The sequence below is a fragment of the Xanthomonas maliensis genome (genome assembly GCF_009192945.1).
Taxonomy (GTDB): Bacteria; Pseudomonadota; Gammaproteobacteria; order Xanthomonadales; family Xanthomonadaceae; genus Xanthomonas; species Xanthomonas maliensis.
In genome coordinates this window covers 46,809-70,106 of the sequence record NZ_NSET01000026.1, presented here as the reverse complement: position 1 = coordinate 70,106, position 23,298 = coordinate 46,809, and the positions used below count along the sequence as shown (strand labels likewise).

Annotated in this window: 15 protein-coding genes; 12 read left to right on the top strand and 3 right to left on the bottom strand. The window is 67.5% G+C overall.

Annotated features, from left to right (window positions below):
* The first annotated feature begins 385 nt into the window (after positions 1 to 385).
* Genes CKY51_RS09260 through CKY51_RS09250 form a run of 3 tightly spaced genes read left to right on the top strand, consistent with a single transcriptional unit; the run spans position 386 to position 2,440 of the window.
* Positions 386 to 1,456, top strand: coding sequence for an aldo/keto reductase (locus CKY51_RS09260; protein ID WP_022970754.1), 1,071 nt, complete (start codon positions 386 to 388; stop codon positions 1,454 to 1,456).
* A 16-nt stretch (positions 1,457 to 1,472) separates the two neighbouring features.
* Complete coding sequence (locus CKY51_RS09255; protein WP_022970755.1) at positions 1,473 to 2,018, top strand: nuclear transport factor 2 family protein; 546 nt, start codon at positions 1,473 to 1,475, stop codon at positions 2,016 to 2,018.
* Positions 2,015 to 2,440, top strand: coding sequence for an Atu4866 domain-containing protein (locus CKY51_RS09250; RefSeq protein ID WP_022970756.1), 426 nt, complete (start codon positions 2,015 to 2,017; stop codon positions 2,438 to 2,440). The genes CKY51_RS09255 and CKY51_RS09250 overlap by 4 nt, the downstream gene beginning before the upstream one ends.
* Positions 2,441 to 2,619: 179 nt before the next feature.
* On the opposite strand, the gene CKY51_RS09245 is transcribed toward CKY51_RS09250, so the two are convergent.
* Together CKY51_RS09245 and CKY51_RS09235 are read right to left on the bottom strand one after the other, a co-directional pair.
* Positions 2,620 to 4,728 (bottom strand): phosphoglycerol transferase I, encoded by a 2,109-nt coding sequence (locus CKY51_RS09245; RefSeq protein ID WP_022970758.1) that lies wholly within the window; start codon positions 4,726 to 4,728, stop codon positions 2,620 to 2,622.
* A gap of 193 nt (positions 4,729 to 4,921) precedes the next feature.
* Positions 4,922 to 6,646: an ABC1 kinase family protein gene (locus CKY51_RS09235; protein ID WP_031338367.1), complete on the bottom strand. Its 1,725-nt coding sequence runs from the start codon at positions 6,644 to 6,646 to the stop codon at positions 4,922 to 4,924.
* Between the two features lie 175 nt (positions 6,647 to 6,821).
* Between CKY51_RS09235 and CKY51_RS09230 the strand changes: the two genes are divergently transcribed.
* Entirely contained in the window at positions 6,822 to 7,763 is a 942-nt protein-coding gene (locus CKY51_RS09230; protein WP_022970760.1) for a DUF808 domain-containing protein, read from the top strand.
* Between the two features lie 198 nt (positions 7,764 to 7,961).
* On the opposite strand, the gene CKY51_RS09225 is transcribed toward CKY51_RS09230, so the two are convergent.
* Positions 7,962 to 9,590, bottom strand: a complete 1,629-nt coding sequence (locus tag CKY51_RS09225) for a GGDEF domain-containing protein (RefSeq protein ID WP_022970761.1) — start codon at positions 9,588 to 9,590, stop codon at positions 7,962 to 7,964.
* 486 nt (positions 9,591 to 10,076) lie between these two features.
* On the opposite strand from CKY51_RS09225, the gene glgA reads away from it, so the two are divergent.
* The 8 genes from glgA to CKY51_RS09185 all read left to right on the top strand — a co-directional run bounded on the left by glgA (position 10,077) and on the right by CKY51_RS09185 (position 23,236).
* Positions 10,077 to 11,663 carry a glycogen synthase GlgA gene (gene glgA, locus CKY51_RS09220; RefSeq protein WP_022970762.1) on the top strand — a complete coding sequence of 529 codons (1,587 nt, stop codon included), beginning with the start codon at positions 10,077 to 10,079 and terminating at the stop codon, positions 11,661 to 11,663.
* Positions 11,660 to 13,888, top strand: a complete 2,229-nt coding sequence (locus CKY51_RS09215; protein WP_022970763.1) for a 1,4-alpha-glucan branching enzyme — start codon at positions 11,660 to 11,662, stop codon at positions 13,886 to 13,888. The genes glgA and CKY51_RS09215 overlap by 4 nt, the downstream gene beginning before the upstream one ends.
* Position 13,889: 1 nt before the next feature.
* Complete coding sequence (gene treZ / locus CKY51_RS09210; RefSeq protein ID WP_022970764.1) at positions 13,890 to 15,647, top strand: malto-oligosyltrehalose trehalohydrolase; 1,758 nt, start codon at positions 13,890 to 13,892, stop codon at positions 15,645 to 15,647.
* Positions 15,644 to 17,575, top strand: a complete 1,932-nt coding sequence (locus tag CKY51_RS09205; protein WP_022970765.1) for a 4-alpha-glucanotransferase — start codon at positions 15,644 to 15,646, stop codon at positions 17,573 to 17,575. Before treZ ends, CKY51_RS09205 begins: the two co-directional genes overlap by 4 nt.
* Positions 17,572 to 20,175 carry a malto-oligosyltrehalose synthase gene (gene treY / locus CKY51_RS09200; protein WP_022970766.1) on the top strand — a complete coding sequence of 868 codons (2,604 nt, stop codon included), beginning with the start codon at positions 17,572 to 17,574 and terminating at the stop codon, positions 20,173 to 20,175. Before CKY51_RS09205 ends, treY begins: the two co-directional genes overlap by 4 nt.
* A gap of 14 nt (positions 20,176 to 20,189) precedes the next feature.
* On the top strand, positions 20,190 to 20,366 hold the full coding sequence (locus CKY51_RS09195) for a DUF2934 domain-containing protein (protein WP_022970767.1): 177 nt from the start codon (positions 20,190 to 20,192) through the stop codon (positions 20,364 to 20,366).
* A gap of 75 nt (positions 20,367 to 20,441) precedes the next feature.
* Positions 20,442 to 22,604: a glycogen debranching protein GlgX gene (gene glgX, locus CKY51_RS09190; protein ID WP_022970768.1), complete on the top strand. Its 2,163-nt coding sequence runs from the start codon at positions 20,442 to 20,444 to the stop codon at positions 22,602 to 22,604.
* A complete protein-coding gene (locus tag CKY51_RS09185; protein WP_022970769.1) occupies positions 22,604 to 23,236 on the top strand; it encodes an NAD(P)H-binding protein in 633 nt (210 codons plus the stop codon). Before glgX ends, CKY51_RS09185 begins: the two co-directional genes overlap by 1 nt.
* Positions 23,237 to 23,298 lie beyond the last annotated feature (62 nt).

Sequence of the window (23,298 nt, the reverse complement as noted above, 5' to 3'; positions counted from 1 at the left end):
CCACGTTGCTGAGCTGGAGTTCCGGACACAGCCGTGGATGGCATCGGCGCAGCGGCGCCACACGGCTTGCCTTGGCGCCAGCCAAGCCGGTGCCACGCAGCACCCGCTCCGCACCGCTGACAGCCAACGCATCTCATCTCAACGTGCATCACACGCTCTAGCGGGTGTGTCGGCACTCCAACGCGGCATCCACGACGTCGATCGGCGCTGCGATCGAGCCGCTCGCATGCGCGTGGCGAGCACGACGACGGCTGCTTCAGCGACCTGAAGCGTTCGGTCGATCGGGCAAGGATGCCGGAGGATGCAGCTACCGGTGGCGCTGCCGGCTACGCCACAGTGGTTCCCGTTCGATGCGCCAACGCATCTTGTGAGAGGAGAAAACTGCATGACTCAGGCACTGTCGCTTGACCGCTACCGTCTGCTCGGCCGCTCCGGCCTGCGTGTTTCGCCGCTGGCGCTGGGCACGATGACGTTTGGTCAGGAGTGGGGTTGGGGAGCGGACGCCAGCGAGGCCGGACGCATCTTCGATGCCTACGTGGACCGCGGCGGCAACTTCGTCGATACCTCGGTCAATTACACCAATGGCGCTTCCGAACGCATCGTCGGTCAACTGATCAAGGACAAGCGCGAACGTATCGTGCTGGCGACCAAGTACACCATGGCGCGCGCGGCCGACAACATCAACGCCGGTGGCAACCATCGACTCAACCTGTTGCGGTCGGTGGAAACCAGTCTGCGGCAATTGGACACCGACCGAATCGATCTGCTGTACCTGCACGCCTGGGACTTCACCACCTCGCCGGAAGAGGTGATGCGCGCGCTCGATGATCTGGTGCGTGCCGGCAAGATCGTCTATCTGGGTATCTGCAATACTCCGGCCTGGCGCGTGGCGCAGATGCAAACGCTGGCCGATCTGCGCGGCTGGTCGCCGTTGGTCGCGTTGCAGATCGAATACAGCCTGGTCGAGCGCACGGTCGAACACGAGTTGATGCCGATGGCACAGGCGCTGGGCTTGGGCGTGCTGCCGTGGTCGCCGCTGGGTGGCGGCATCCTGACCGGCAAGTACAGCCGCGCGGACCTGTCCGACGACAATGCGGCCGAGGTGTCGGGCAGCCGCAAGGGCATCATCGCCTCCACCGGTCATCTCAACGCACGCGCGCTGGATATCGCCGATGTCGCCGGCAGCGTCGCCGACGAACTGGGCGTCTCGCGCTCGCAGGTCGCGCTGGCGTGGACGCTGCGACACCCGGCGGTGGTGTCGCCGCTGGTGGGCGCGCGCACCGTGCAACAGGCCGAAGACAACTTCGGTGCCCTGGACGTGGTCTTCAGCCAGGAACAGTTGGACCGGCTGCAACAAGCCAGCACGCCGGCACCGATCTTCCCGGAGCGCTTCATCGGTCGGCCGATGGCCCAGCAGCTGATTTACGGAACGTCCAGCGTGCAGCGGCGCGCCTGATCGCGGAGACTCACTGATGCAGATCTTTGTTCTTCCACGTGGGTGGCTGGCATCTGCCTGCGCGCTCTTGCTGTCGCTGGCCTTGCCCGCGGCGGCGGCCGAGCGCGATTGCGGCGGCGACGCGGCGATGCCGACGGCAGCCTGCAACAAGCAGCGCGTGCAGGCTGCGTTTGCCGGCTGGGCCGAGGGCCGCGGCAGTTTCTTCGATCGCGTGCTTTCGCCAGAGGTGGTGTGGACCATCGAAGGTTCGGGGCCGCGCGCGGGGACGCTGCGTGGTCGCGAGGCATTGGTCAGGCAGGCGGTGCAACCCCTGGCCGAGCGACTGGCCACGCCGCTGCGTCCGCTGCATTGGGACGTCTGGGCCGATGGCGATCATGTCATCGTGGTGTGGGAGGGTGCGGCGCGCTTGCGCGATGGCGGCGAATACCGCAATCGCTATGCGTGGATCCTGCGCATGCAGGCAGGTCGTGCGGTCGAGGTGCATGCCTTTCTCGACCTGGTGCGTTACAGCGAGGTGCTGGACCGCGCGCCTGCCGGTGCCTCAGCGCGAGCGACGCGATGAGCGATGCGCGGATGGCCTTGGCCATTGCGCTGGCGTTGGGGGCTGGCGCGGCGGTGCCGCGCCAGTCGCGCTCGACGCTGTCTGCTGCCGGCCGCAGTGATGCCGGACAACATCTACCCGCCGGTGCGGTGCAGCTGATGCATCCGTATCTGGGCGTGTGGGTGAGCGCCGACGGTGGCCTGCGGCAGCAGCTGCGGGCCGATGGCCGCTATATCACCATCGCTGCAGGGTCGGGTCGTCGGCAGCACGGCCGTTATCGCATCACGCGGACGCAGATCCAGTACCGGGACGAGAGCGGCTGCCAGCACGTGGGCCGCTTCGTCGGCAACGACGAGCTGCATATCGGCATGCTGATCCTGCGACGTACGCTGGTCGAGCATGGCGTGCAGGCAGCGGGCGCGTCGGCTGTCATGAAGCGATAGCGGCGGATACATCGCCTTGGTCAGGCAGGGTCGGTGTGCGTGCTGCGTGTGCTTGGACGATGCCGGCGAGATGCCGTTTGTTCGGATGCGATCCTACGCCTACGCCTACGCCTACGCCTTCGGCGGTTGCGATGCGCTGCGTGGCAGGACGTCGTAGCGACGCCGGACTGACCATCCACTCAGGAACGGTCGGCAAGCGCAACGTCCTTGACCAGCGCCAGGTCGTCGACGCTGACATCTTCGGTGTAGTCCAGCCAGACGCGGATTTCCAGATCGTCCACCGCATGCTCCAGGCCGACCGGCATGCGGATACGTCCGCTCGCATCGGGCACCACCCATTGCTGGGCCAGCACCACCTTGCGCCCGGAGGACACCGCTTCGATCCAGAACGCGCGCGTCGGTCGGCGCCTGGCAGAGACCTCGAGCATGTAGCGCCCGGCCTCGGTACGGCGTGCGGCCTGGGTCAACATGATGGGTTGCCGCACGCGCGGACGCGGCCCGGCAGCCGCCGGTGGCAGCGGTGCATCGATGGCGATGCCACGAGTGAGGTCCGGATCCCGGTACAGCTTCATGCGTTGCTCGGCATCCACGACCAGCGCGCACCAGTCGCCATCGGCCGAGCCGTCCTCGAAGGCGGTGCAGCGGTCCACGTAGGCCAGCGTGCCCTTGCTTGGGCTGCGATCGAACTGGCGTGAGGTGTTTTCAAGGTAGACGGTCTGCAGATTGCTGTCGTCGTCGTATTCCAGTAGCACCGGTGGACGCACTTGCTGGACGCCGACCACGACATCGCCATTGCCGTTGACGCGCAGCAGGCGCGTGCTGCGACCGGTCCACAGGGTACGCGCATACGCCAGGTAACGTGGATAGTCCTTGCCGTCTTCGCGTACGGCCGCTGCGCTGGCGCTGGGCGTGCGATCGGTCGCCAGCAACGAGCGCCCGAAGCCCAGCGTACGCATGCCCGGCTCCAGCAATTGCAGCAGGGTGGCACCGGAGTCGAGCGTACTGCCGGCGTGCGCCACCAGCTGACGTGGCGCGATGTCCTTGCCCAGAAACAGCAGCAGGTTCTCGCGTTGCTGCGTGGCCAGCACGTCGCTGAGATCGTTCGGCATCGCCAGGTGGTCCGACGCCACCACGATCACCGTATTGGCGCCGTAGCGGCTGCTGCGGATGCGCCGCACCAGCTCGCCGATCAGGCGGTCGCTGCACTTGATCGCGTGCAGCATGCCGATGTCGCCCAGTGCGCTCTGATAGCGCTCGTTCCTGCAGGCGACCGGCAGGTGACCGGCCGGATGATGAGTGTCCATGGTCAGGGTCGTGAGCATGAACGGCTGGCCGGCGCGCGACAGCGTGAGGAAGCTGTCCCAGGCGTCTTCCAGCAGGACGTCGTCGTGCACGCCCCAGGCGGAGAAATGCCGCGGAGCGACCCCCTTGTTACGGAAGTGATGCACATCCTGCACCACGTCGTAGCCATGGCTGGACAGGAAGCGGCCCTTGCCGGCGAAGCTGGCGTCGGCGCCGCCGACATAGTGATTGCGGTAGCCCTGTTCCTGCAGATAGTCGCCCAGGCATCGCGCTTCCGGCAGAAAGCGTTCCATCCGGTCCATGCTGTTTTCGTCGCCGGGCGCGGCCGTCAACGGTACGCCGCATTGCGAGGCCACCATGCCGGCAATGGTCCATCCGCTGCCCTCTGCCGAAGCGAGATTGCGGACATCCACGCCTTGGCGCGCGAGGTGCTGCAGGTTGGGCATCAACCCAGGAAAGACTTGCTCGTTGAAGTAAGTGCGCTCCAGGCTCTCGCCGTAGATCCACACGATGTTGCGCCGCTTCTGCAGCGGCTGCTGCGGGATCTGGTATTCCGGCACGACGGTGGCGTAATCCACCGGGCGCCATTGGGAGTACAGACGCTTGCCATCGCGATACAGCGGGCTGGCGACCAGGCCGACGACCCACATCGCCAGAAAGGCCACAAAGACGGCGCTGCCGTCACGGGGGCGACCAAAGTGGCGCACGCGCAACAACAGCAAGGGGCTGAGCGAGAGCAGCACCATGCCGACAAAGGCGGCGATGTAGCCAGAGAAATCGCTGACACCGGCGCCTTCCATATCGGCGCGCAGGTGATAAAGCGTGGCAGCGTTGATGCCGTCGCCGCTCAGCCGGTCGACCAGCCCCCAGGCGCTCAGCAGCAACAACAACAGCGATAACAGGCCCGCCTTGAGCCAGGCCAGACGCGGCGAGGCCAACAACAACCACAGCAACACCAGCAACGACAACAGCAGAATCCAATGCATGCGCAGCGTCCGAGGGAAATGGGACGAGCCTGCGCCATATCGCGCTCGCCATGTCCCGCGCGCCACAACCAACACTGTGACACCCGGATGACCGACTATGCCGCGGCGAAGCTAACTGAAATGTTTGTTGATGTTGGGCGCGGCGCAGCGGGCTGCCAGCAAGCGGCCGCCACTGCGTCTTGCCAACGCGGCCTCAGCGGTGGCCGCGCTCCTCGCGTGCGCGCACGCGTCGATCGAACAGCAGCGCGCTGATCACGATGCCCAGGCCGAGAAATACGCCCAGCAGGAACAGCACCATGGCGATCGCCGGATAGCCCCACAGCGTCAGTCCGGTCTCGATGCGCATCATTTGCGAGGAAGCCAGGATCAGCGCGGCGGTGACGATGCCAGCCGCGACGCGGTTGGCGATCTTCTGCAGGCTCTCCATCAAATGCGATTCTTCCAGCCCGGTGACCCGCATCTGCATGCGGTTTTCCGCCACCAGCGACAGGATGTCGGACATGCGGCGCGGGCCTTCGCGCAGCAGATGCTGCAGCTCCATCGCCTCGCTGGCGAGATTGGCGGCCGACATCGACTTCTTCAGCCGCGCACGCATGACGTGTTGCAGGTGCCGTTCGACGATGCGCCGCGTATCCAGCGATGGCGACAACGTGCGGCAGACGCCTTCCAAATTCAGCAGCGTCTTGCCCAGCAGGCTCAGCTCCGGTGGCGTGCGCAGGCCGGTGGCCGTGGCGATCCGCACCAGGTCGAGCACTACGCGCCCTTCGGAGGTGGCGTCGTGGGCGGCGTAGCGGGCGATCATCTGCCCGGTTTCGCGCAGGTAACGCTCTTCGTCGTAGTCCTCCAGGCGCGTGCTGAGGGCGATGGTCTCCTCGGCCACTTCCTCGCCACGGCCATCGACGGCGGCGAACAGCAGCTTCAACAGGCGCTCGCGCAGGCGCGGCGGCACGTGCGCCACCATGCCGAGATCGAAGATGGCCAGGCGTCCGTCGGGCAGCACGCGCAGATTGCCCGGATGCGGGTCGGCATGGATCTCGCCGTGCACGAACATCTGGTCCAGATACCCTTTGACCAGCGCACCGGCGAGCTCGTCCATCGGCTGCTCGGTGCGGCGCAAACCGGAAATCTTGTCGACCCGCACGCCTTCGGCCAGCTGCATGGTCAGTACCTTGCGGCTGCTCAGATCCCAGACCGGCTGTGGCACCCACAGCAACGGAAACGGCTTGAGATGCTCGCCGAAGCGCACCAGGGTCTCCGCCTCGGCTTCGTAGTTGAGTTCGGCGCGCAGGGTCTTGCCGAATTCGCCCAGCCAGTCGGCGAAGCGGATGCGTCGGCCGATCCCGGTCAAGCGGTCGGCGGCGTTGGCGAAACTCTTGAGGACCTCCAGGTCCGAGCGCACCTGCGCGGCCACCTCGGGCTTCTGCACCTTGATCGCCACCGGCGTGCCATCGCGCAACGCGGCGCGGTGCACCTGCGCCAGCGAAGCGCACCCCAGCGGCACCGGATCGAAATGGGAAAAGGCCTTGTTGACCGCCACGCCCAACTCGTCTTCGATGATCTGGCGGATGCGTTCCACCGGCACGGCGCTGGTGTTCTCCTGCATTCGCTCCAACGCGGTGGCGAACTCCGGCGGCACGATGTCCGGGCGGGTGGACAGCATCTGGCCCAGCTTGACGAAGGTGGGCCCCAAGGATTCCAGATCGGCGACGAACTGATCGGGGGTCCCTTCGGCCGGCACTTCGTATTCGTTGACCGCAGCCGGGTCCAGGTTCATGCCGGCAAACACGCCCGAACCCCGATAGCGCAGCAGCAGACGCAGGATCTGCGTGCGCCGACTCATGCCGCCGACCACGGCAGGGTCTGCCGGTATCGCGGTCGAGCCCGCGGTGCGTTGCGTGTCGTTGGGACTCAAGGCCATCTCCGGGTCGCTGCTGGTCGCCAGTGTGGCCAGCGCGGGGTCGTGGCGCGGTGAATCCGCCCGTGTAGCGACGCGCCGGGGCAGGCATTGGACGGTCGCCGTCATGCCGCGCCAACACACCCAAGCCGGCGCGAATCGGCGAGAATCCCCCGCCACCCACGAAGGACTCTCTCGCATGGCCGGAGCCAGCCTGTTCACCCTGCTCGACGACATCGCCACGCTGTTGGACGATGTGTCCATCCTGACCAAGGTCGCAGCCAAGAAGACCGCCGGCGTGCTGGGCGACGACCTGGCGCTCAACGCGCAGCAGGTGACCGGCGTGACTGCCGACCGCGAACTGCCGGTGGTGTGGGCGGTGGCCAAGGGCTCGCTGGTCAACAAGGCGATCCTGGTGCCGGCGGCGCTGGCGATCAGCGCACTGGAGGCCTGGTTGCGCGGGCGCGGCTACACCATTCCGTTGGTGATGCCGCTGATGATGCTCGGTGGCGCCTATCTGTGCTTCGAAGGCGTGGAAAAGCTGGCGCACAAGTTCCTGCACGATGCCGACGCCGAGGCCCAGCGCCATGCCGAGCGCACCCGTGCGCTGGCCGACCAGAATGTCGACGTGGTGGCGATGGAAAAGGACAAGGTCAAGGGCGCCATCCGGACCGACTTCATTCTGTCGGCCGAGATCATCGTGCTGTCGCTGGGCGTGGTGAGCGGCACTGCGTTCGGCCAGCAGGTCGCGGTGCTGGTGGCGATCGCCCTGGCGATGACCGTTGGCGTTTATGGCCTGGTGGCGGCGATCGTCAAGCTGGACGACCTGGGCCTGTACCTGAGCCGCAAGGGCGGCGGCGTGGCCGCGCTTGGCCGCGGCTTGCTGGTGGCCGCGCCCTGGTTGATGAAGTTCCTTTCGGTGGCCGGCACGCTGGCGATGTTCCTGGTCGGCGGCGGCATCCTGGTCCACAACATTCCGGCGTTGCACCACCTGGTGCTGGACTGGGCCAAGGCCGCAGGCGGGCTGGGCTGGCTGGTCGAGGCGCTCGGCAATATGGTGGTCGGCGTGATCGCCGGCGCGGTGGTGCTGGCTGCGGTGAGCGCCGTGCAGAAGCTGCGTGGTGACAAGCCGGCGCACTGAAGGGGGTAAGGCGCGTTGGACTGGCCTGGCGCGTTCACTGCACAGCCTCGTGCGGCGCTGCTAGCCGCCGGTCCGGTCAGTGTGGCGCCAAGAACCGTCGGCGCCAGGCTTCGTCCATCGCCGACCAGCAGTGGCGGGTCGGCGGGGACGCAAGTTCCGTCCAACCCGGCAGACCGCCGTCCGGGGGGGGCGCCAGCGCTAGTCGGCGCTGATGACCCGGTTCTTGCCGGCGGCCTTGGCGTCGTACATGGCACGGTCGGCACGCCGCAGCAGCTCGTCCTGCGCTTCGTCGGGCTGGCGCAGGGCCACGCCACCGCTGAAGCTGATGAAGACCCGCACGTCCTCGTGCAGCAGCGAGCGCTGTGCCAGGGCCCGCTGCAATCGCACCACCGCTGCGCTGGCCTCGAAGATGGTCGAGTCCGGCATCAGCAGCACGAATTCTTCGCCACCGAAACGGGCGATGGCATCGGTCGTGCGCAGCACCGATTTGGCCACCTCCACCGTGTGGCGCAGCGCGGCGTCGCCGCCGGCATGACCATGGGTTTCATTGAGCCGACGGAAGTCGTCCAGGTCCAGCATCGCCACGCACAGCGGCTGGCCGCCGCGCTGGGTGCGTGCGGCCTCGCGCTGGAAGAGTTCTTCGAAACCGCGCCGGTTGAGTGCCCCGGTGAGCTGATCTTCGCGGACCAGCCCGGCGACGTCCTTGAGTTCCTGCTCGAGCGAGGCGATGCGTTGCTCGGCGTCCTCGACCTGGCGGCGCGCATCGACCAGTTCGTCGCGGGCCGCCAGGGCCTGGGCCTGCACTCCAGCGGTGTCCTGTAACAGGTCCTGCAGCAGACGATTGAGGTCCGGGATGCTGCGAGCGTCGCCGATCGCCTGGGAATAGCCGGCAATGCGATCGTGGTAGGCGCCGGTACTGGTGGCCATGCCATCGAGCCGGTCGACGAAGGACACCATCATTTCGCGCATTGCGGTCTTGGACTCGGCGATGCCCTGCTTGAGCAGACCTTGCTTGTAGATGACCTCGCGCAGCGTGCCGCGTGCCTGCTCGATCGAGCCGACGTCCATCGGCCCGGCGATCAGCTGGCGGACTACCGAGATCTGGCCCTGCAGCCAGCTGCGGTCGTCGAGCAGTTCGCAGACGTTTTCCAGCAGCAGGTCGAACAGGCCCAGCAGCAGATTCTGCTGCTCGCTGGCATCCTCGGCACGTAGGCCGATCTGATGGGTCAGCTCGCGCAGCCGCTGTTCCAGGGTGATCAGTTCGTGGCCGGGGCGCCAGTGGCGCAGCGCCGATGCCAGGGTCTGCGCCTCGTCGGCCAGTTCCGGGCTGCGTTGCAGCAGCGTGGCCAGCGAGCTGCCCAGGGCGTGACGCAGCAGGTCACGCAACTGCTCGGCCTCGGTACGGCCCTCGGCCAGCGAATCGGCGATGTCGATGGTGCGGATGTATTTGTCGATCAGTTGGCGCAGGGCGCGCCCGTAGCCGAGCCAATCGCCGGCCGTGTAGGCCGTGCGCAGGCGCACGCCCATATCGCCGAGCTCGCCATGCAGGCTGGCGATGCCTTCGGCGAACGCCAGCAGCAAGGCCTCCGGATGGGCGGCATGGGCGAACAGATGCATCAGCAGGGCGGTGGCGGCGGCCGGGTCATGGCCAGCCCTGGTTTTGGCCGGCACCAGTTGATGGGCGGCCAGGCCGTCGCCGTTGCGCTCTGACGCCCGCACAGCCGGCACCACGGCGGCTGTGCGCACGTCGGCACCACCGCTGCCCCACGGCAATAGACGGCGCAGGCCGCTACGGGAGCGGCCGGAGTGTTCGGGCTGATCGGCCATACGCCAAATCTCGGAACCAAGTAGGGCTAACGCCTTCTTATCGGCGCTCGCCTAGGTGGCTTGAGCCCTGTGCCTCGTGCGTCCGGTCGAGGCACTCAACAGAACAACGAGGAGTTCTGTCTTGCTGTCGGGGATGAATCACTCAGGCAGATGATGGCGACCGCGGCCGCAATGCGCGCATGCGGTGCATGGTGATGTATTTGGGTGCATGCGCACCACGTTGGGGATGTCATCAACCTGCAATGCGTGCTTATGCCGCTGTGCAAGGGCGCGCGTGCTTAATGGAATGTGGTGTGTCGCATAAAAGTCAGCACGTATTCACGCATTTTTTATTTGTACGAGGTGTAGATTCATTCGCAAGGGCGACGTGGAGCAAGCGCGTCGCTTTCGTTCACTCTGGTTGTAGGTCGTCTGGCTGGGTCAGCAGGCGACGGTATTCGCTTCGCCGTTTTTCCGTCTCATCCCCACGTTACGACGGACGCCTAGATGGTTGCCATGATGCCGCTTCACGCCACGCCCGCGCGCCTAGAGCGCAGCACGCTGATTCCCACGGCGCTCAAACAAAGCGTGCGCCCGCGCGATGCGCGTGGGCGCTTCATCCGCCACCACGAGCGCGTGCCGGTGGCGTTGGCCGATACCCGTGGGGCCTTGTTCGTGGTGTCGGAGATGGCCGATTTCATCAAGGCCGGCGGGCTGGGCGATGTGGCTGCGGCATTGCCGCGCGCGTTGCGCCATCGTTACGACGTGCGTGTGCTGATTCCTGGTTACCGCGCCGTGCTGGCGCGCGCAGGCAAGGTGGAGATCGTTGGTCGCGTGCTGGCGCATGCCGGCCTGCCGGCCTGCGATATCGGCCGCATGGAGCAGTCCGACGGTTTGCCGATCTACATCCTGTTGTCCAAGGAATTGTTCGAACGCGACGGCTCTCCGTATGTGAGCACCAGCGGTTCGGAGTTCGAGGACAATGCCGTGCGTTTCGCGACCTTGTCCTATGCTGCCGCGCAGATTGCCGCCGGCCGCGTCGGTCTGGGCTGGCGTCCGCGCCTGTTGCATCTGAATGACTGGCCGTGTGCGCTGGCAGCGGCGTATGTGCGCTGGTCCGGCGGCAACACGCCCTGCCTGTTGACCATCCATAACCTGGCCTACCAGGGCCTGGTGCCGTATTCGATGGCGGCCACCCTGGGCATTCCGGCCGAGCGGGTATCGGAGCTGGAGTTCTACGGGCAGATGTCGTTCCTGCGCGGCGGCATCGTCCATGCCGACCAGGTCAATACGGTCAGCGACAGCTATGCACAGCAGATCACCGGCCCGGCCCAGGGCTGTGGTCTGGACCAGCTGCTGGCCCGGCGCGCTGCGACGGGCGCGCTTAGCGGCATCGTCAATGGCATCGATGCCAGTTGGGACCCGCGGACCGACCGCCATTTGGACAGCCATTTCAGCGTCAACCACTGGCAAGGGCGCCAGGCCAATGCCGCTCAGGTGCGCAAGGCGTTCGGCCTGCGCGACAGCAGCGGGCCGCTGTTCGCCGTCGTGTCGCGCCTGGTGCACCAGAAGGGCGTGGACCTGATCTGCGAGGTAGCGCCGCAGATCGTCGCCGCCGGCGGACAGATTGCCGTGATCGGTGGCGGCGAGCCGGAGATCGAGCAGCAGGTCGCTGCCTTGACCCACCGCTACCCTGGCCAGGTCGGTGCGTTTATCGGCTTTGAGGAGGCGTTGGCGCGGCGCATGTTCGCCGGCGCCGACTTCCTGTTGATGCCGTCGCGCTTCGAACCCTGCGGCCTGAGCCAGATGTATGCGCAGCGCTTCGGCTGCCTGCCGGTCGCCCATGCCACCGGCGGGTTGATCGATACGGTCGATGACGGCGTCACCGGCTTCCTGTTCCAGCAGGCCAGCGTCGACGCGCTGCGGCGTTGCCTGGAGCGGGTGTTCCGCACCTTCCGCCTGCCCAGTCTGCTGACGGCCATGCGCCGCGCCGCGATGTTGCGGCCCAGCGGTTGGGATGTGGCCGGCCGCAAGTACCTGTCTTTGTACGAACGCACGGCAGCGGCGCAGCCCGCGCTCGCGGCGGTGTCATGAGCGAACGGCTGGGCGTGAACGTGCAAGCGCAGGAGCAGGATCGATCGCCCGCCGCAGAAGACGCCCAGACCGCCGACCAGACGCTGCAGGCCCTGGCTGAGGGCTTGCCGGCCGACATCGCGCTGCTGGGTGCACAACACCAGCCGGACGGTCGCCTGCTGGTGCGTGCGTTGGCCCCAGGTGCCGAAGCGATGGGCCTGGTGGATGCGCGCGGCAAGTTGCTGGCGCGCCTGCAAGAGCGTGTTGCCGGGATCTTCGAAGGCGAGTTGTCGCACGAGGGTCCATATCGGCTACGGATCGTCTGGCCCGAGGCGGTGGAGGAGGTCGAGGACCCCTACGCCTTCGCCAGCACGTTGGATGCCTCGCTGCTGTTGCGCTTGAGTGGTGGCGATGGCCAGGCCGTGCGCGAGGCGCTGGGCGCCGTGCCAATGCAGCACCAGCAGGTGGATGGCGTGCGCTTTGCGGTTTGGGCACCACATGCCCGGCGGGTGGCCGTGGTGGGCGATTTCAATCGCTGGGACGCTCGCCGCCATCCCATGCGCCCGCACAGCGGTGGCGTGTGGGAACTGTTCCTGCCGCAGGTGCCGGCCGGGGCCCGCTACAAGTACGCGATCACCACCGCCGACGGTCAGGCCGTGCTCAAGGCCGACCCGGTGGCGCGCCAGACCGAGCTGCCGCCGGCCACCGCCTCGGTGGTGCCGGCGGCCGATCGTTTCGCCTGGAACGATGCCGCCTGGTTGGCACGCCGTGCCGCCGGCGACCTCCCGGCACCGCTGGCGATCTATGAAGTGCATGCCGCCTCGTGGCGGCGCGATGGGCACGACCAGCCATTGGATTGGACGGCGCTGGCCGAGCAGTTGATCCCTTACGTGCAGGGGCTGGGCTTTACCCATATCGAACTGTTGCCGATCACCGAATATCCCTTCGGTGGTTCCTGGGGCTATCAGCCGCTGAGCCTGTACGCGCCGACTGCGCGCCATGGCGATCCGCAGGGCTTTGCGCAGTTCGTCGATGCCTGCCACCGCGCCGGGCTTGGGGTGATCCTGGACTGGGTCAGCGCGCATTTCCCCGCCGATGCGCATGGCCTGGTGCAATTCGATGGCGCGCCGTTGTACGAGCATGCCGACCCGCGCGAAGGCATGCACCGCGATTGGAACACCTTGATCTACAACTACGGCCGGCCGGAAGTGACGGCCTTCCTGCTGGGCAGCGCGCTGGAATGGATCGACCGCTATCACCTGGATGGTCTGCGGGTGGATGCAGTGGCGTCGATGCTCTATCGCGACTATGGCCGTGCCGAAGGCGAGTGGGTGCCCAACATCCACGGTGGCCGCGAGAACCTGGAAGCGGTGGCCTTCCTGCGCCAGCTCAACAGCGAGATCGCCCGTCGCTTCCCCGGGGTGATGACCATTGCCGAGGAATCGACCGCCTGGCCCGGCGTGACCGCCGCGATCAGCGATGGCGGGCTGGGTTTCAGCCACAAATGGAACATGGGCTGGATGCACGACACCTTGCACTACATGCAAAACGCGCCGGAGCAGCGGCGGCATCACCATAGCCAGCTCACCTTCGGCCTGGTGTATGCGTTCTCCGAGCGCTTCGTGTTGCCGCTGTCGCATGATGAAGTCGTGCACGGCACCGGTGGCCTGCTGGGTCAGATGCCCGGCGACGACTGGCGCCGCTTTGCCAACCTGCGCGCCTATCTGGCGCTGATGTGGGCGCATCCCGGTGACAAGTTGTTGTTCATGGGCGGCGAGCTTGGCCAATGGCAAGACTGGAACCATGACCACGCGCTGGACTGGCACCTGCTCGAGGCGCCGGCTCACCGCGGCGTGCAGCAGCTGGTGCGCGATCTCAATGGCTTGTTGCGACAGCTGCCGGCGCTGTATCGCGCCAGCCATCGCGCCGAGGGTTTCGAGTGGAGCGTGGCCGACGACGCCGACAACAGCGTGCTGGCCTTCGTTCGCCTGGATCCGCAGGGCAGTGCGCCGCTGCTGGCGGTGAGCAACCTGACCCCGCAGCCGCTGCACGACTATGGCGTGGGTGTGCCGCGCGCTGGCGGCTGGCGGGAAATTCTCAACACCGACAGCGCCTATTACGGTGGCAGCAATCTCGGCAATGGCGGTCGCCTGCAGACCGAGCCGCTGGGCATGCACGGTCACGCGCAACGTTTGCGCCTGACCTTGCCGCCACTGGCCACGATCTATCTGCAAGCGGAGGACTGAGATGAGCGAGCGCAACGACACCACGCCGGCCTGGGGTGCATGGCCGGCCGGCGAGGGACAGGTGCGCTTCGCGCTCTGGGCGCCGAGCGCCGAACGGGTGGAGGTGGTCTTCGACGATGGCCGGCGCAGCGCGCTGCAGGCCGGTGCCGACGGCTTCTTCAGTGCGCAACTGACCTGCGCGCCGGGCACCCGCTATCGCTACAGCGTCGATGGTGCCGCGCCGGTGCCGGACCCGGCCTCGCGCTGGCAGCCCGACGGTGTGCATGGCGCCAGTGCGGTGCAGCCGGCCGACGGCTACCGTTGGCGCAATACCCAGTGGCAGGGACGGCCCTGGGACGAGGCGGTGATCTACGAACTGCACGTCGGTGCCTGCGGCGGCTATGCCGGCGTGCAGGCGCAGTTGGCGCACCTGGCCGCACTGGGCATTACCGCCATCGAGCTGATGCCGTTGAGCGCGTTTCCGGGCGCGCACAACTGGGGCTACGACGGCGTGCTGCCGTATGCGCCGGTACAGGCCTACGGGACGCCGGACGACTTGAAGGCCTTGATCGATGCTGCGCACGGGCACGGCCTGATGGTGCTGCTGGACGTGGTGTACAACCACTTCGGTCCGGATGGGAACTATCTCGGCAGCTACGCAGCGCCGTTCTTCAACGAGGACAAGCCCACGCCGTGGGGCGCGGCAATCGACTTCCGCAAGCCGCCGGTGCAGCGCTACTTCCTCGACAACGCGCTGATGTGGCTGCACGAATATCGCTTCGACGGGCTGCGGCTGGATGCGGTGCACGCGATCACGCCCAACGCGTTCCTGGACACGCTGCGCGAGACTATCGAAGCCAGCCTGCCGGCCGGCCGCCACGTGCACCTGGTGCTGGAGAACGAGGCCAACCAGGCCTCGCAGCTTCAGCGTGGCTATACCGCGCAGTGGGACGACGATTTCCACAATGCGCTGCACGTCCTGCTGACCGGCGAGGAGGAAGGCTATTACGCCGCCTTCGCCGATCAGCCCACCCAGCACCTGGCGCGCGTGCTCGGCGAAGGCTTCGCTTATCAGGGGCAGCCGGATCCGCGCGGGCATGTGCGCGGCGAGCCGAGTGGGGCGCTGCCGCCGCACAAGTTCGTGGTGTTCGCGCAGAACCACGACCAGATCGGCAACCGTGCGCGCGGCGAGCGTCTGAGCGTGCTGGTCTCGCCGCAGCGGCTGCGGGCGGCATTGGCGTTGACCGCGTTGACGCCGATGATCCCGTTGTTCTTCATGGGCGAGCCGTGGGGCGCCAAACAGCCGTTCCTGTTCTTCACCGATTTCGGGCCGCCGCTGGACGAGGCGGTGCGCGAAGGACGGCGCCGCGAATTTTCCCACTTCGCCGCGTTTGCCGATGCCGCCCAGCGCGCCACCATTCCCGATCCCAATAGCCCGACCACCTTTGCTGCCTCGCGCGCACCGATCGCCGATGCCAGCCAGGGCGAGGGCGCGCGCTGGGCGGCCTGGTTCCAGGCGCTGATGGCGGTGCGCCGGCAATGGCTGGTGCCTGGCCTGGCGCAGGCGCGCGCACTGCGCGCCCAGGTGCTTGCCGACGGCGCGGTCACCGCCAGCTGGGAGCTGCCGGACGGGCTGTGGCATATCGCCTTCAATGTCGGCGCTGCCGCAGTGCCGCTGCCGCCGTTGCGCGGCAGCGTCGCGCACGCGGAGAACGTGGTTGCCAGCAGCGGCGAACTGCCGGTGGATGGCTTCATTGCCTGGCACGAGGCACAGGCATGAGCACGCGCGAGCTGCATGCGTTGGCCGCCGCGGCTGGCGTGCTGGTGGACTGGGTGGATGCCAGCGATCAGCCGCGGCAGGTGGCCGTTCCCTCGCTGCTGGCCGTGCTGGCGGCGCTCGAATTACCCGCCGCGACGCCCGCGCAATGTGCCGACAGCCTACGCCGTTGTCAGGCCCAGGCCGCGGCAGCAGTGCCTTTGCTGACCGTGCAGGTGGGCGAGGTGGTGCCGCTGCCGCTGGCGGCCAACGTGCGCGGTCGTTGGCTGGACGAGGCTGGCCATGGCGAAGACGCGCAGGTGGATGCGCAGGGCCGGCTGCGCGCACCGCAACGCTTCGGCTATTGGACGCTGCAGGTGGACGGCACCCGCCAACAGGTGGCGGTGGCACCGCCGCGGTGCTTCGGCGTGGCCGATGCCTGCGGGCAGACTGCGCCGCGTGCCTGGGGCATGGCCCTGCAGGTGTACTCGGCACGTAGCTGCGACGATGCCGGTATCGGCGATGCTGCCGGCACGGTGGAGTGGCTGCGGCATGCTGCGCTGGCCGGCGCCGATGCGCTGGCGCTCAGTCCGGTGCACGCCGCGCGTCCGATCGCCGGCGGCTACAGCCCGTATTCGCCCAGCGATCGGCGCTTTCTGGATCCGCTGCATGCCGCGCCGGTGCGCGTGCTGGGCGAACTGGCGCTGGAGGCGATCGACGCCGTCCCGGAATTGCGCGGTCGCTTCGATGCCCTGCATGGCCAGGACCTGATCGACTGGCCGGCCGCTGCGCAGGCCAAGTGGGCATGGCTGCGCCAGCTGCAGGCGCGCGTGGCGCCCGAGCAGGCCGACCTGGCCGCGTTCCGCGCTGCCGGAGGACAGCCGCTGGCCGACTTCGCCCGTTTCGCTGCGCAGGATTTCGGCGATGGCGATCCCGCACTCCACGTCTTCACCCAATGGCTGGCCGCGCGCAGTTGGGCCGATGCCCAGCGCGAAGCGCACGAGCGCGGCATGGCGATCGGGCTGATCGCCGACCTGGCGGTCGGTTTCGATCCCAATGGCGCCGAGGCCGCAGCCGCTGGCGAGAGCGTGCTGCGTGGGTTGGTGCTGGGTGCGCCGCCGGATGCCTTCAATGCCGATGGCCAGCACTGGGGCATCGGTGCATATGCGCCCAATGCGCTGCGCCGCACTGGGTATGCGTCCTATATCGCGCTGCTTCGCGCGGTGCTGCGCGATCGCGGCGGCATCCGCATCGACCACATCCTTGGATTGATGCGGCTCTGGGTGGTACCCGATGGCGCCGGCTCCAACGAGGGCGCCTACCTGTCCTATCCGCTGCAGGATCTACTCAACCTGCTGGCGCTGGAGTCCTGGCGCCACCGCGCCATCGTCATCGGCGAAGACTTGGGCGTGGTACCGCCCGGCATTCGTGCCACGCTGTCGCAGCGCGGCGTGATGGGCATCGACGTGCTGATGTTCACCCGTGACAGCGACGGCGCCTTCGTGCCGCCATCGCAGTGGCGCCACGATGCCATCGCCACCACCACCACCCACGACCTGCCGACGCTGACGGGCTGGCGTGCCGGCCGCGACATCGACTGGCGCCGTGAGCTGGGCATGATCGCGCCCGCGCAGGCCAGCGCCGATATCGATGCCCGCGACCACGACACGGCACGCCTGGACGTGGCGATCGACCATGCCGGGCTGAGTGCGGAGACGCCGCTGCTGGGTGCGCTGCGCTTCACTGCCAGCGGCGTGTCGCCGTTGGCGCTGTTGCCGGCGGAGGATGCGTTGGCGCTCGACCAGCAGCCGAACCTGCCGGGCACGGTCGAGGTCCATCCCAACTGGCGCCGTCGGCTGCCCGAGCCGCTGCCGCACGAGCGGCTGAGCGCGGCATTGCACGCCTTCGCCGAGGCGCGCCGCGTCTCGGCCGTTTCGGAACCCCAATCATGATCGAGCTTCGCGCCACCGCCCGCCTGCAGTTGCATGCCGGCTTCACCCTGCACGATGCGCATGCGCAGGTGCCGTATTACGCCCGCCTGGGCATCAGCCATCTGTACCTGTCGCCGATCGGCACTGCCGTGCCGGGTTCCACTCATGGTTACGACAACATCGACCCCAGCGTGGTCAACCCGGAGCTGGGCGGTGAGGCGGCCTTGGTCGCGTTGTCGCAGCATGCGCGCGCGCACGGCATCGGCCTGATTGCCGACATCGTGCCCAATCACATGGCCACCCACCCACAGAACGCCTGGTGGTGGGATGTCCTGCGCAACGGCCGTAGCGCGCGGCATGCCGACTGGTTCGATATCGATTGGCGTGCCAGCGGCCGCGACGGCAAGCTGTGGTTGGCGGTGCTGGATCGCCCTTACGCCAACGCGCTGGCCGACGGCCTGATCACCCTGGTGCTGGAAGACGACGGCACGCCGGCGCTGGCCCATTACGACCAGCGCTATCCGCTGCGTCCGCAGACCGTCGACCTCCCCGAGCCGGCTGCGCGCGCGCAATGGCTGCGCGACTACAACGAGGGAGCCAAGCGCGGCGATGGCCGCCTGCACAAGCTGATCGAGCGCCAGCCCTATCGCTTGAACTGGTGGCGCGTGGGCAACGACATGCTCAACTACCGCCGCTTCTTCGACATCACCTCGCTGGTGGCGTTGCGGGTGGAGTTGCCGGCAGTGTTCGATGCCGTGCATGCGCTACCGCTGCGGCTTGTCGCCGAAGGGCATCTGGACGGCTTGCGCGTGGACCACGTCGATGGCCTGACCGATCCCACCGGCTATGTGCGCAAGCTACGCAGCCGGCTGGATGCGGCCGGCCGCCAGCGCGGGCTTAAGCCGGGCACGCTCGGCCTGTACGTGGAGAAGATCCTGGCCCCCGGCGAGCAGTTGCCGGCCGACTGGCCGTGCGATGGCACCACCGGCTACGACTTCATGGACCAGGTCGGCGGCGTGTTGCACGATGCCGCCGGCTTCAAGCCGCTGACACGCGCCTGGCAGAAGGTCAGCGGGCGCAGCGGCGACTTCGCGCAGGAAGAACGCAGCGCGCGCGATGAGATTCTGCGCACCGCGCTGCAGAGCGAATTCAATCGCGCCGTGGGCGCGCTCTCTGCGCTGGCGCGGCTGGATCCGCCGACCCGCGAGTTCAGCCCGCAGATGCTGGCACGCGGCCTGTGCGTGTTGCTGCGCTGGTTCCCGGTGTATCGCACCTATGCAGGCAACCAGGGCGTGGTCGGTGCCGATGCCGAGCGGTTGCGGCAGACCGCTGCGCAGGCGCGCGAGGGAATGCCCGAGGCGATCGTGGCGGCCGTGGATGCGATCGAGCGCTGGCTGCTCGACGATCGCGGCGCGGATCGTGCGCAGATCGCGCTGCGGCGCATCCTGCGGCGGCGGGTGGAGCAGTTGTCTGCTCCGCTCAATGCCAAGGCGGTGGAAGACACCGCCTTCTATCGGCACGGCGTGCTGCTCTCGCGCAACGAGGTGGGCAGCCATCCCACCCATATGGCCAACGCTCCGGCCGAGTTCCATGCGCAGAACCAGCAGCGCGCACAGCACTTTCCGCGCGCGTTGCTGGCAACCGCGACCCACGATCACAAGCGTGGCGAAGACGTGCGCATGCGTCTGGCGGTGCTGTCCGAGCAGCCGCGCTGGTGGATCGAGCAGAGCGCGCAGTTCGACCGACTGGCCGAGGCGCTGGAGGCGCCGGCGTTGGCCGCTGGCGATCAGCAGATGCTGTGGCAGACCTTGGTGGCGGCGTGGCCGATCGGCCTGGGCGCCGATCAGCCCGAGCCGTTGGCCGCGTATGCCGAGCGGGTGGCGCAATGGTTGCTCAAGGCGGTGCGCGAGGCCAAGCTGCATACCAGCTGGACCGATGGCTCGCCTGATTACGAACACGCCGTGCAGGCGACGGTGGAGCAGGCGCTTTGCAGTCGTGCCGGCTTGCCCTTGCGGCGCGCGCTGCTGCGTGCCAATCAGCATATCGCCGCCGCCGGCGCCCGCAACGCGCTGGTACAGACCACCCTGCGACTGACCGTGCCCGGGGTGCCGGATCTGTACCAGGGGACCGAAGGCTGGGATCTCTCGCTGGTGGATCCGGACAATCGTCGCCCTGTGGACTATGCCCAGCGCCAGCACTGGCTGGACGATGGTCGCGACTGGCAGGCGTTGCTGCGCGGCTGGCGCGATGGTGCGGTCAAGGCGCGGCTGGTCGCGACCCTGCTGCAAGTGCGCGCCACCCATCCGGCGCTGTTTGCGCGCGGCGACTATCAGCCGTTGCAGGTGACCACGTCTGGCCCGGCGCAGGTGCTGGCGTTCCGTCGCCACCACCGCGGGCAGTCGCTGGTGGTGGCGGTCACCCGGCTGGGTGCCAGTGGCGCGGTGCAGGGCGATTTGCCGCTACTGGTTCCGAGCGGAGACTGGGGCGCGGCGACCCTGGCCCTGCCCGACGCGCACTATCGCAATGCACTCGACGGGACGACACTGCGGCCCGAGCGGGGCCGTGTCGCCGTGTCCACGCTGTTTGCACGCGCACCGGTGGCAGTGTTGTTGACCCCCTGAGAGAAACGATGGCAATGAACGACACGGAACGGCAGGCCCGGCTTGTCCAGTTGGCACAGCAGATTTGGGAGGCCGAAGGCCGCCCCGACGGCCATGCCGATCGTCACTGGGCGATGGCCGAACGGCTGTTGGAGGCCGAAGAACGCGCCGCCGAACAAGCTGCCAACGCGCCGCGCGCTGCCGCGCGCTAGCCGCGCCGTTGTCGCGCCGTGCTGCCGATGACCGGCAGTACCGCCGTCTCGCTCACTACGTCGAAGGAGTCGCCGATGGCCACCCGCAAGTTCACCCAGCGCTCGCGCATCCGCGAAGGTCGCCCCAATCCGCTCGGTGCCACCTGGGATGGCTTGGGGGTCAACTTCGCCTTGTATTCGCGCAACGCCACCAAGGTGGAGTTGTGTCTGTTCGACGAGCGCGGCCGCGAGCAGGAGCGGCTCGCGTTGCCGGAGTACACCGACGAGGTCTGGCATGGCTATCTGCCCGATGCACGGCCCGGTCAGTTGTACGGTTACCGCGTGCATGGGCCGTACGCCCCCGATGCCGGCCACCGCTTCAACCACAACAAGCTGTTGCTGGATCCGTATGCCAAGCAGATCGTCGGCGAGCTCAAATGGGCACCGCACCTGTTCGGCTACACCATCGGCCACCGCGACAAGGACCTGAGCTTCGACCGCCGCGACAGCGCGGCCTTCGTGCCCAAGTCGGCGGTGATCGATCCTGCCTTTACCTGGGGCCAGGACCGGCCGCCGCAAACCCCGTGGAACCGCACGGTGATCTACGAAGCGCACGTGCGCGGCTTGAGCATGCTGCATCCAGGCGTGCCGCCGGAAAGCCGCGGCACGTTTTCGGCGCTGCGCACCGACGCGCTGATCGACCACATCAGCTCGCTCGGCGTTACCGCAGTGGAACTGCTGCCGGTGCATGCCTTCGTCGACGACCAATATCTGCTGGAAAAGGGGCTGCGCAACTACTGGGGCTACAACACCATCGGCTTCTTCGCTCCGCAGGGACGCTACCTGGCCACGCGCTCGGTGGCCGAGTTCAAACAGATGGTGGCGCGTCTGCACCATGCCGGGTTGGAGGTCATCCTGGATGTGGTCTACAACCACACCGCCGAAGGCAACGAGCTCGGCCCCACGCTGTCGTTCAAAGGCATCGATAACGCCAGCTACTATCGCCTGGCGGACGATCGCCGCTTCTACATCAACGACACCGGTACCGGGAACACCTTCGACCTGACCAATGTCGGCGCGCTGCGCATGGTGATGGATTCGCTGCGCTACTGGGTGCAGGAAATGCACGTGGACGGCTTCCGTTTCGATCTGGCCAGCATCCTCGGGCGCGAGCGGTATGGCTTCGATCCGTCCGGCAGCTTCCTGGATGCGGTACGCCAGGATCCGGTGCTCAGCCAGGTCAAGTTGATCGCCGAGCCCTGGGATATTGGCCCAGGCGGCTACCAGGTCGGCAATTTCCCGCCGGGTTGGGTGGAATGGAACGACAAGTTTCGCGACAACGTGCGTGCCTTCTGGCGCGGCGACGGCGGCCAGCTGGCCGAACTGGCTACCCGCTTGACCGGCTCGGCCGACCTGTTCAATCGCAGCGGTCGTCGCCCCACCGCCTCGGTCAACTTCGTCACCGCGCACGACGGTTTCACCCTGCGCGACCTGGTCAGCTACAACGGCAAGCACAACCTCGCCAACGGCGAGGACGGGCGCGACGGCAGCGACCACAACATCTCCTGCAATTACGGCGTGGAAGGCGAAACCAACGATGCTGCGCTCAAGCAGCTGCGTCGCCAGCAGATGCGCAATCTGCTGGCCACCTTGCTGTTGTCGCAAGGCACGCCAATGCTGCTGGCCGGCGATGAGTTCGGCCATAGCCAGAACGGCAACAACAACGCCTATTGCCAGGACAACGAACTGACCTGGATCGATTGGACCGCCGCCACCAAGGCCGCGGCCGCCGACCAGGCCGCCTTCGTGCGCCGCTTGATCCGCATTCGCCAGCGCTATCCGCTGCTGCATCGTGCACGTTTCTTCGATGGCAAGTTCGACGAAGCGCTGGGGTTGAAGGACGTGACCTGGTTGGTTCCCAGCGGCAAGGAGATGGACGAGGCAGCCTGGCACGACCCGGAAGCGCGTGCCTTGATGCTGCGCCTGGACGGTCGCTCGCCTACCACGGGCCTGCGCGAGATCGCCGCCAATGTGACGCTCTTGATGCTGATCAACGCCGCCCCGGAAACGACCTTGTTCACCCTGCCGGCAATGCACGACGAGCATTGGCGCGTGCTGGTGGACACCGCGCGGCACGGCGGGCGCGTGGTGGCCGGCGGCAGCGAATGGAAGGCGCCGCCGCGCTCGCTGACCCTGCTGGCGGTCGAACGCGATCGCATCGCCAGCAGTGCGCGCATCGTGTCCGAAGGAGCGCGCTGATGGACGTGTTGTTGGCCGGTGCCACCGGTTTGGTGGGCAAGCATGCCCTGCAGCAACTGCTGGCCGATGCGCGTTGCACCGGCGTGGTGGCGGTGACGCGGCGTCCGCTGGCGCAGACGCATGCCAAGTTGCGCAATCACGTCATCGATTTCGAGCGGCTGGACAACTGGACCGCGCCACGCATGGAGGCGGCGATCTGCGCGCTAGGGAGCACCATGAAGCAGGCCGGCTCGCGCGAGGCGTTCTACCGCGTCGACCACGACTACCCGCTGGCGTTGGCGCGTGCGCTGTGCGCGCAGGGTACCTCGGTGTTCGTGCTCAATTCCGCGGCAGGCGCCGATGCGCAGTCGCGCATCTTCTACAACCGCGTCAAGGGCGAACTCGAACGCGATCTGCGTGCGGTCGGCTTTCCCTCCTTGACCTTCGTGCGTCCCGGCCTGATCGGCGGCGAGCGGGCCGAGCGCCGTACCGGCGAACACCTCGCAGCTCGGGTTCTCACGGCGCTGGGTCCGTTGTTGCCGCGCAAACTGCGCGTCAACCCGGCCGAGCGTGTCGCTGCAGCATTGGTGCAGGCAGCGCTGGCGCCGGCGCGTGGCGAACACCAGGTCGAGGCTGCGGCATTGGCGAACTAGCCTCGCGCCAACACGCTGGCGCAGGGATTGTCGCGCAGCCCAGCGACCCTCGCCGGGATCGT

Coding starts and splice junctions, on each gene's coding strand:
- treY (WP_022970766.1), top strand. CDS start 17,572: ATGATCGAGCTTCGCGCCACCGCCCGCCTGCAGTTGCATGCCGGCTTC.
- CKY51_RS09255 (WP_022970755.1), top strand. CDS start 1,473: ATGCAGATCTTTGTTCTTCCACGTGGGTGGCTGGCATCTGCCTGCGCG.
- CKY51_RS09225 (WP_022970761.1), bottom strand. CDS start 9,590: ATGGCCGATCAGCCCGAACACTCCGGCCGCTCCCGTAGCGGCCTGCGC.
- CKY51_RS09215 (WP_022970763.1), top strand. CDS start 11,660: ATGAGCGAACGGCTGGGCGTGAACGTGCAAGCGCAGGAGCAGGATCGA.
- CKY51_RS09185 (WP_022970769.1), top strand. CDS start 22,604: ATGGACGTGTTGTTGGCCGGTGCCACCGGTTTGGTGGGCAAGCATGCC.
- CKY51_RS09195 (WP_022970767.1), top strand. CDS start 20,190: ATGAACGACACGGAACGGCAGGCCCGGCTTGTCCAGTTGGCACAGCAG.
- CKY51_RS09260 (WP_022970754.1), top strand. CDS start 386: ATGACTCAGGCACTGTCGCTTGACCGCTACCGTCTGCTCGGCCGCTCC.
- glgA (WP_022970762.1), top strand. CDS start 10,077: ATGGTTGCCATGATGCCGCTTCACGCCACGCCCGCGCGCCTAGAGCGC.
- CKY51_RS09230 (WP_022970760.1), top strand. CDS start 6,822: ATGGCCGGAGCCAGCCTGTTCACCCTGCTCGACGACATCGCCACGCTG.
- CKY51_RS09245 (WP_022970758.1), bottom strand. CDS start 4,728: ATGCATTGGATTCTGCTGTTGTCGTTGCTGGTGTTGCTGTGGTTGTTG.
- CKY51_RS09235 (WP_031338367.1), bottom strand. CDS start 6,646: ATGGCCTTGAGTCCCAACGACACGCAACGCACCGCGGGCTCGACCGCG.
- treZ (WP_022970764.1), top strand. CDS start 13,890: ATGAGCGAGCGCAACGACACCACGCCGGCCTGGGGTGCATGGCCGGCC.
- CKY51_RS09205 (WP_022970765.1), top strand. CDS start 15,644: ATGAGCACGCGCGAGCTGCATGCGTTGGCCGCCGCGGCTGGCGTGCTG.
- CKY51_RS09250 (WP_022970756.1), top strand. CDS start 2,015: ATGAGCGATGCGCGGATGGCCTTGGCCATTGCGCTGGCGTTGGGGGCT.
- glgX (WP_022970768.1), top strand. CDS start 20,442: ATGGCCACCCGCAAGTTCACCCAGCGCTCGCGCATCCGCGAAGGTCGC.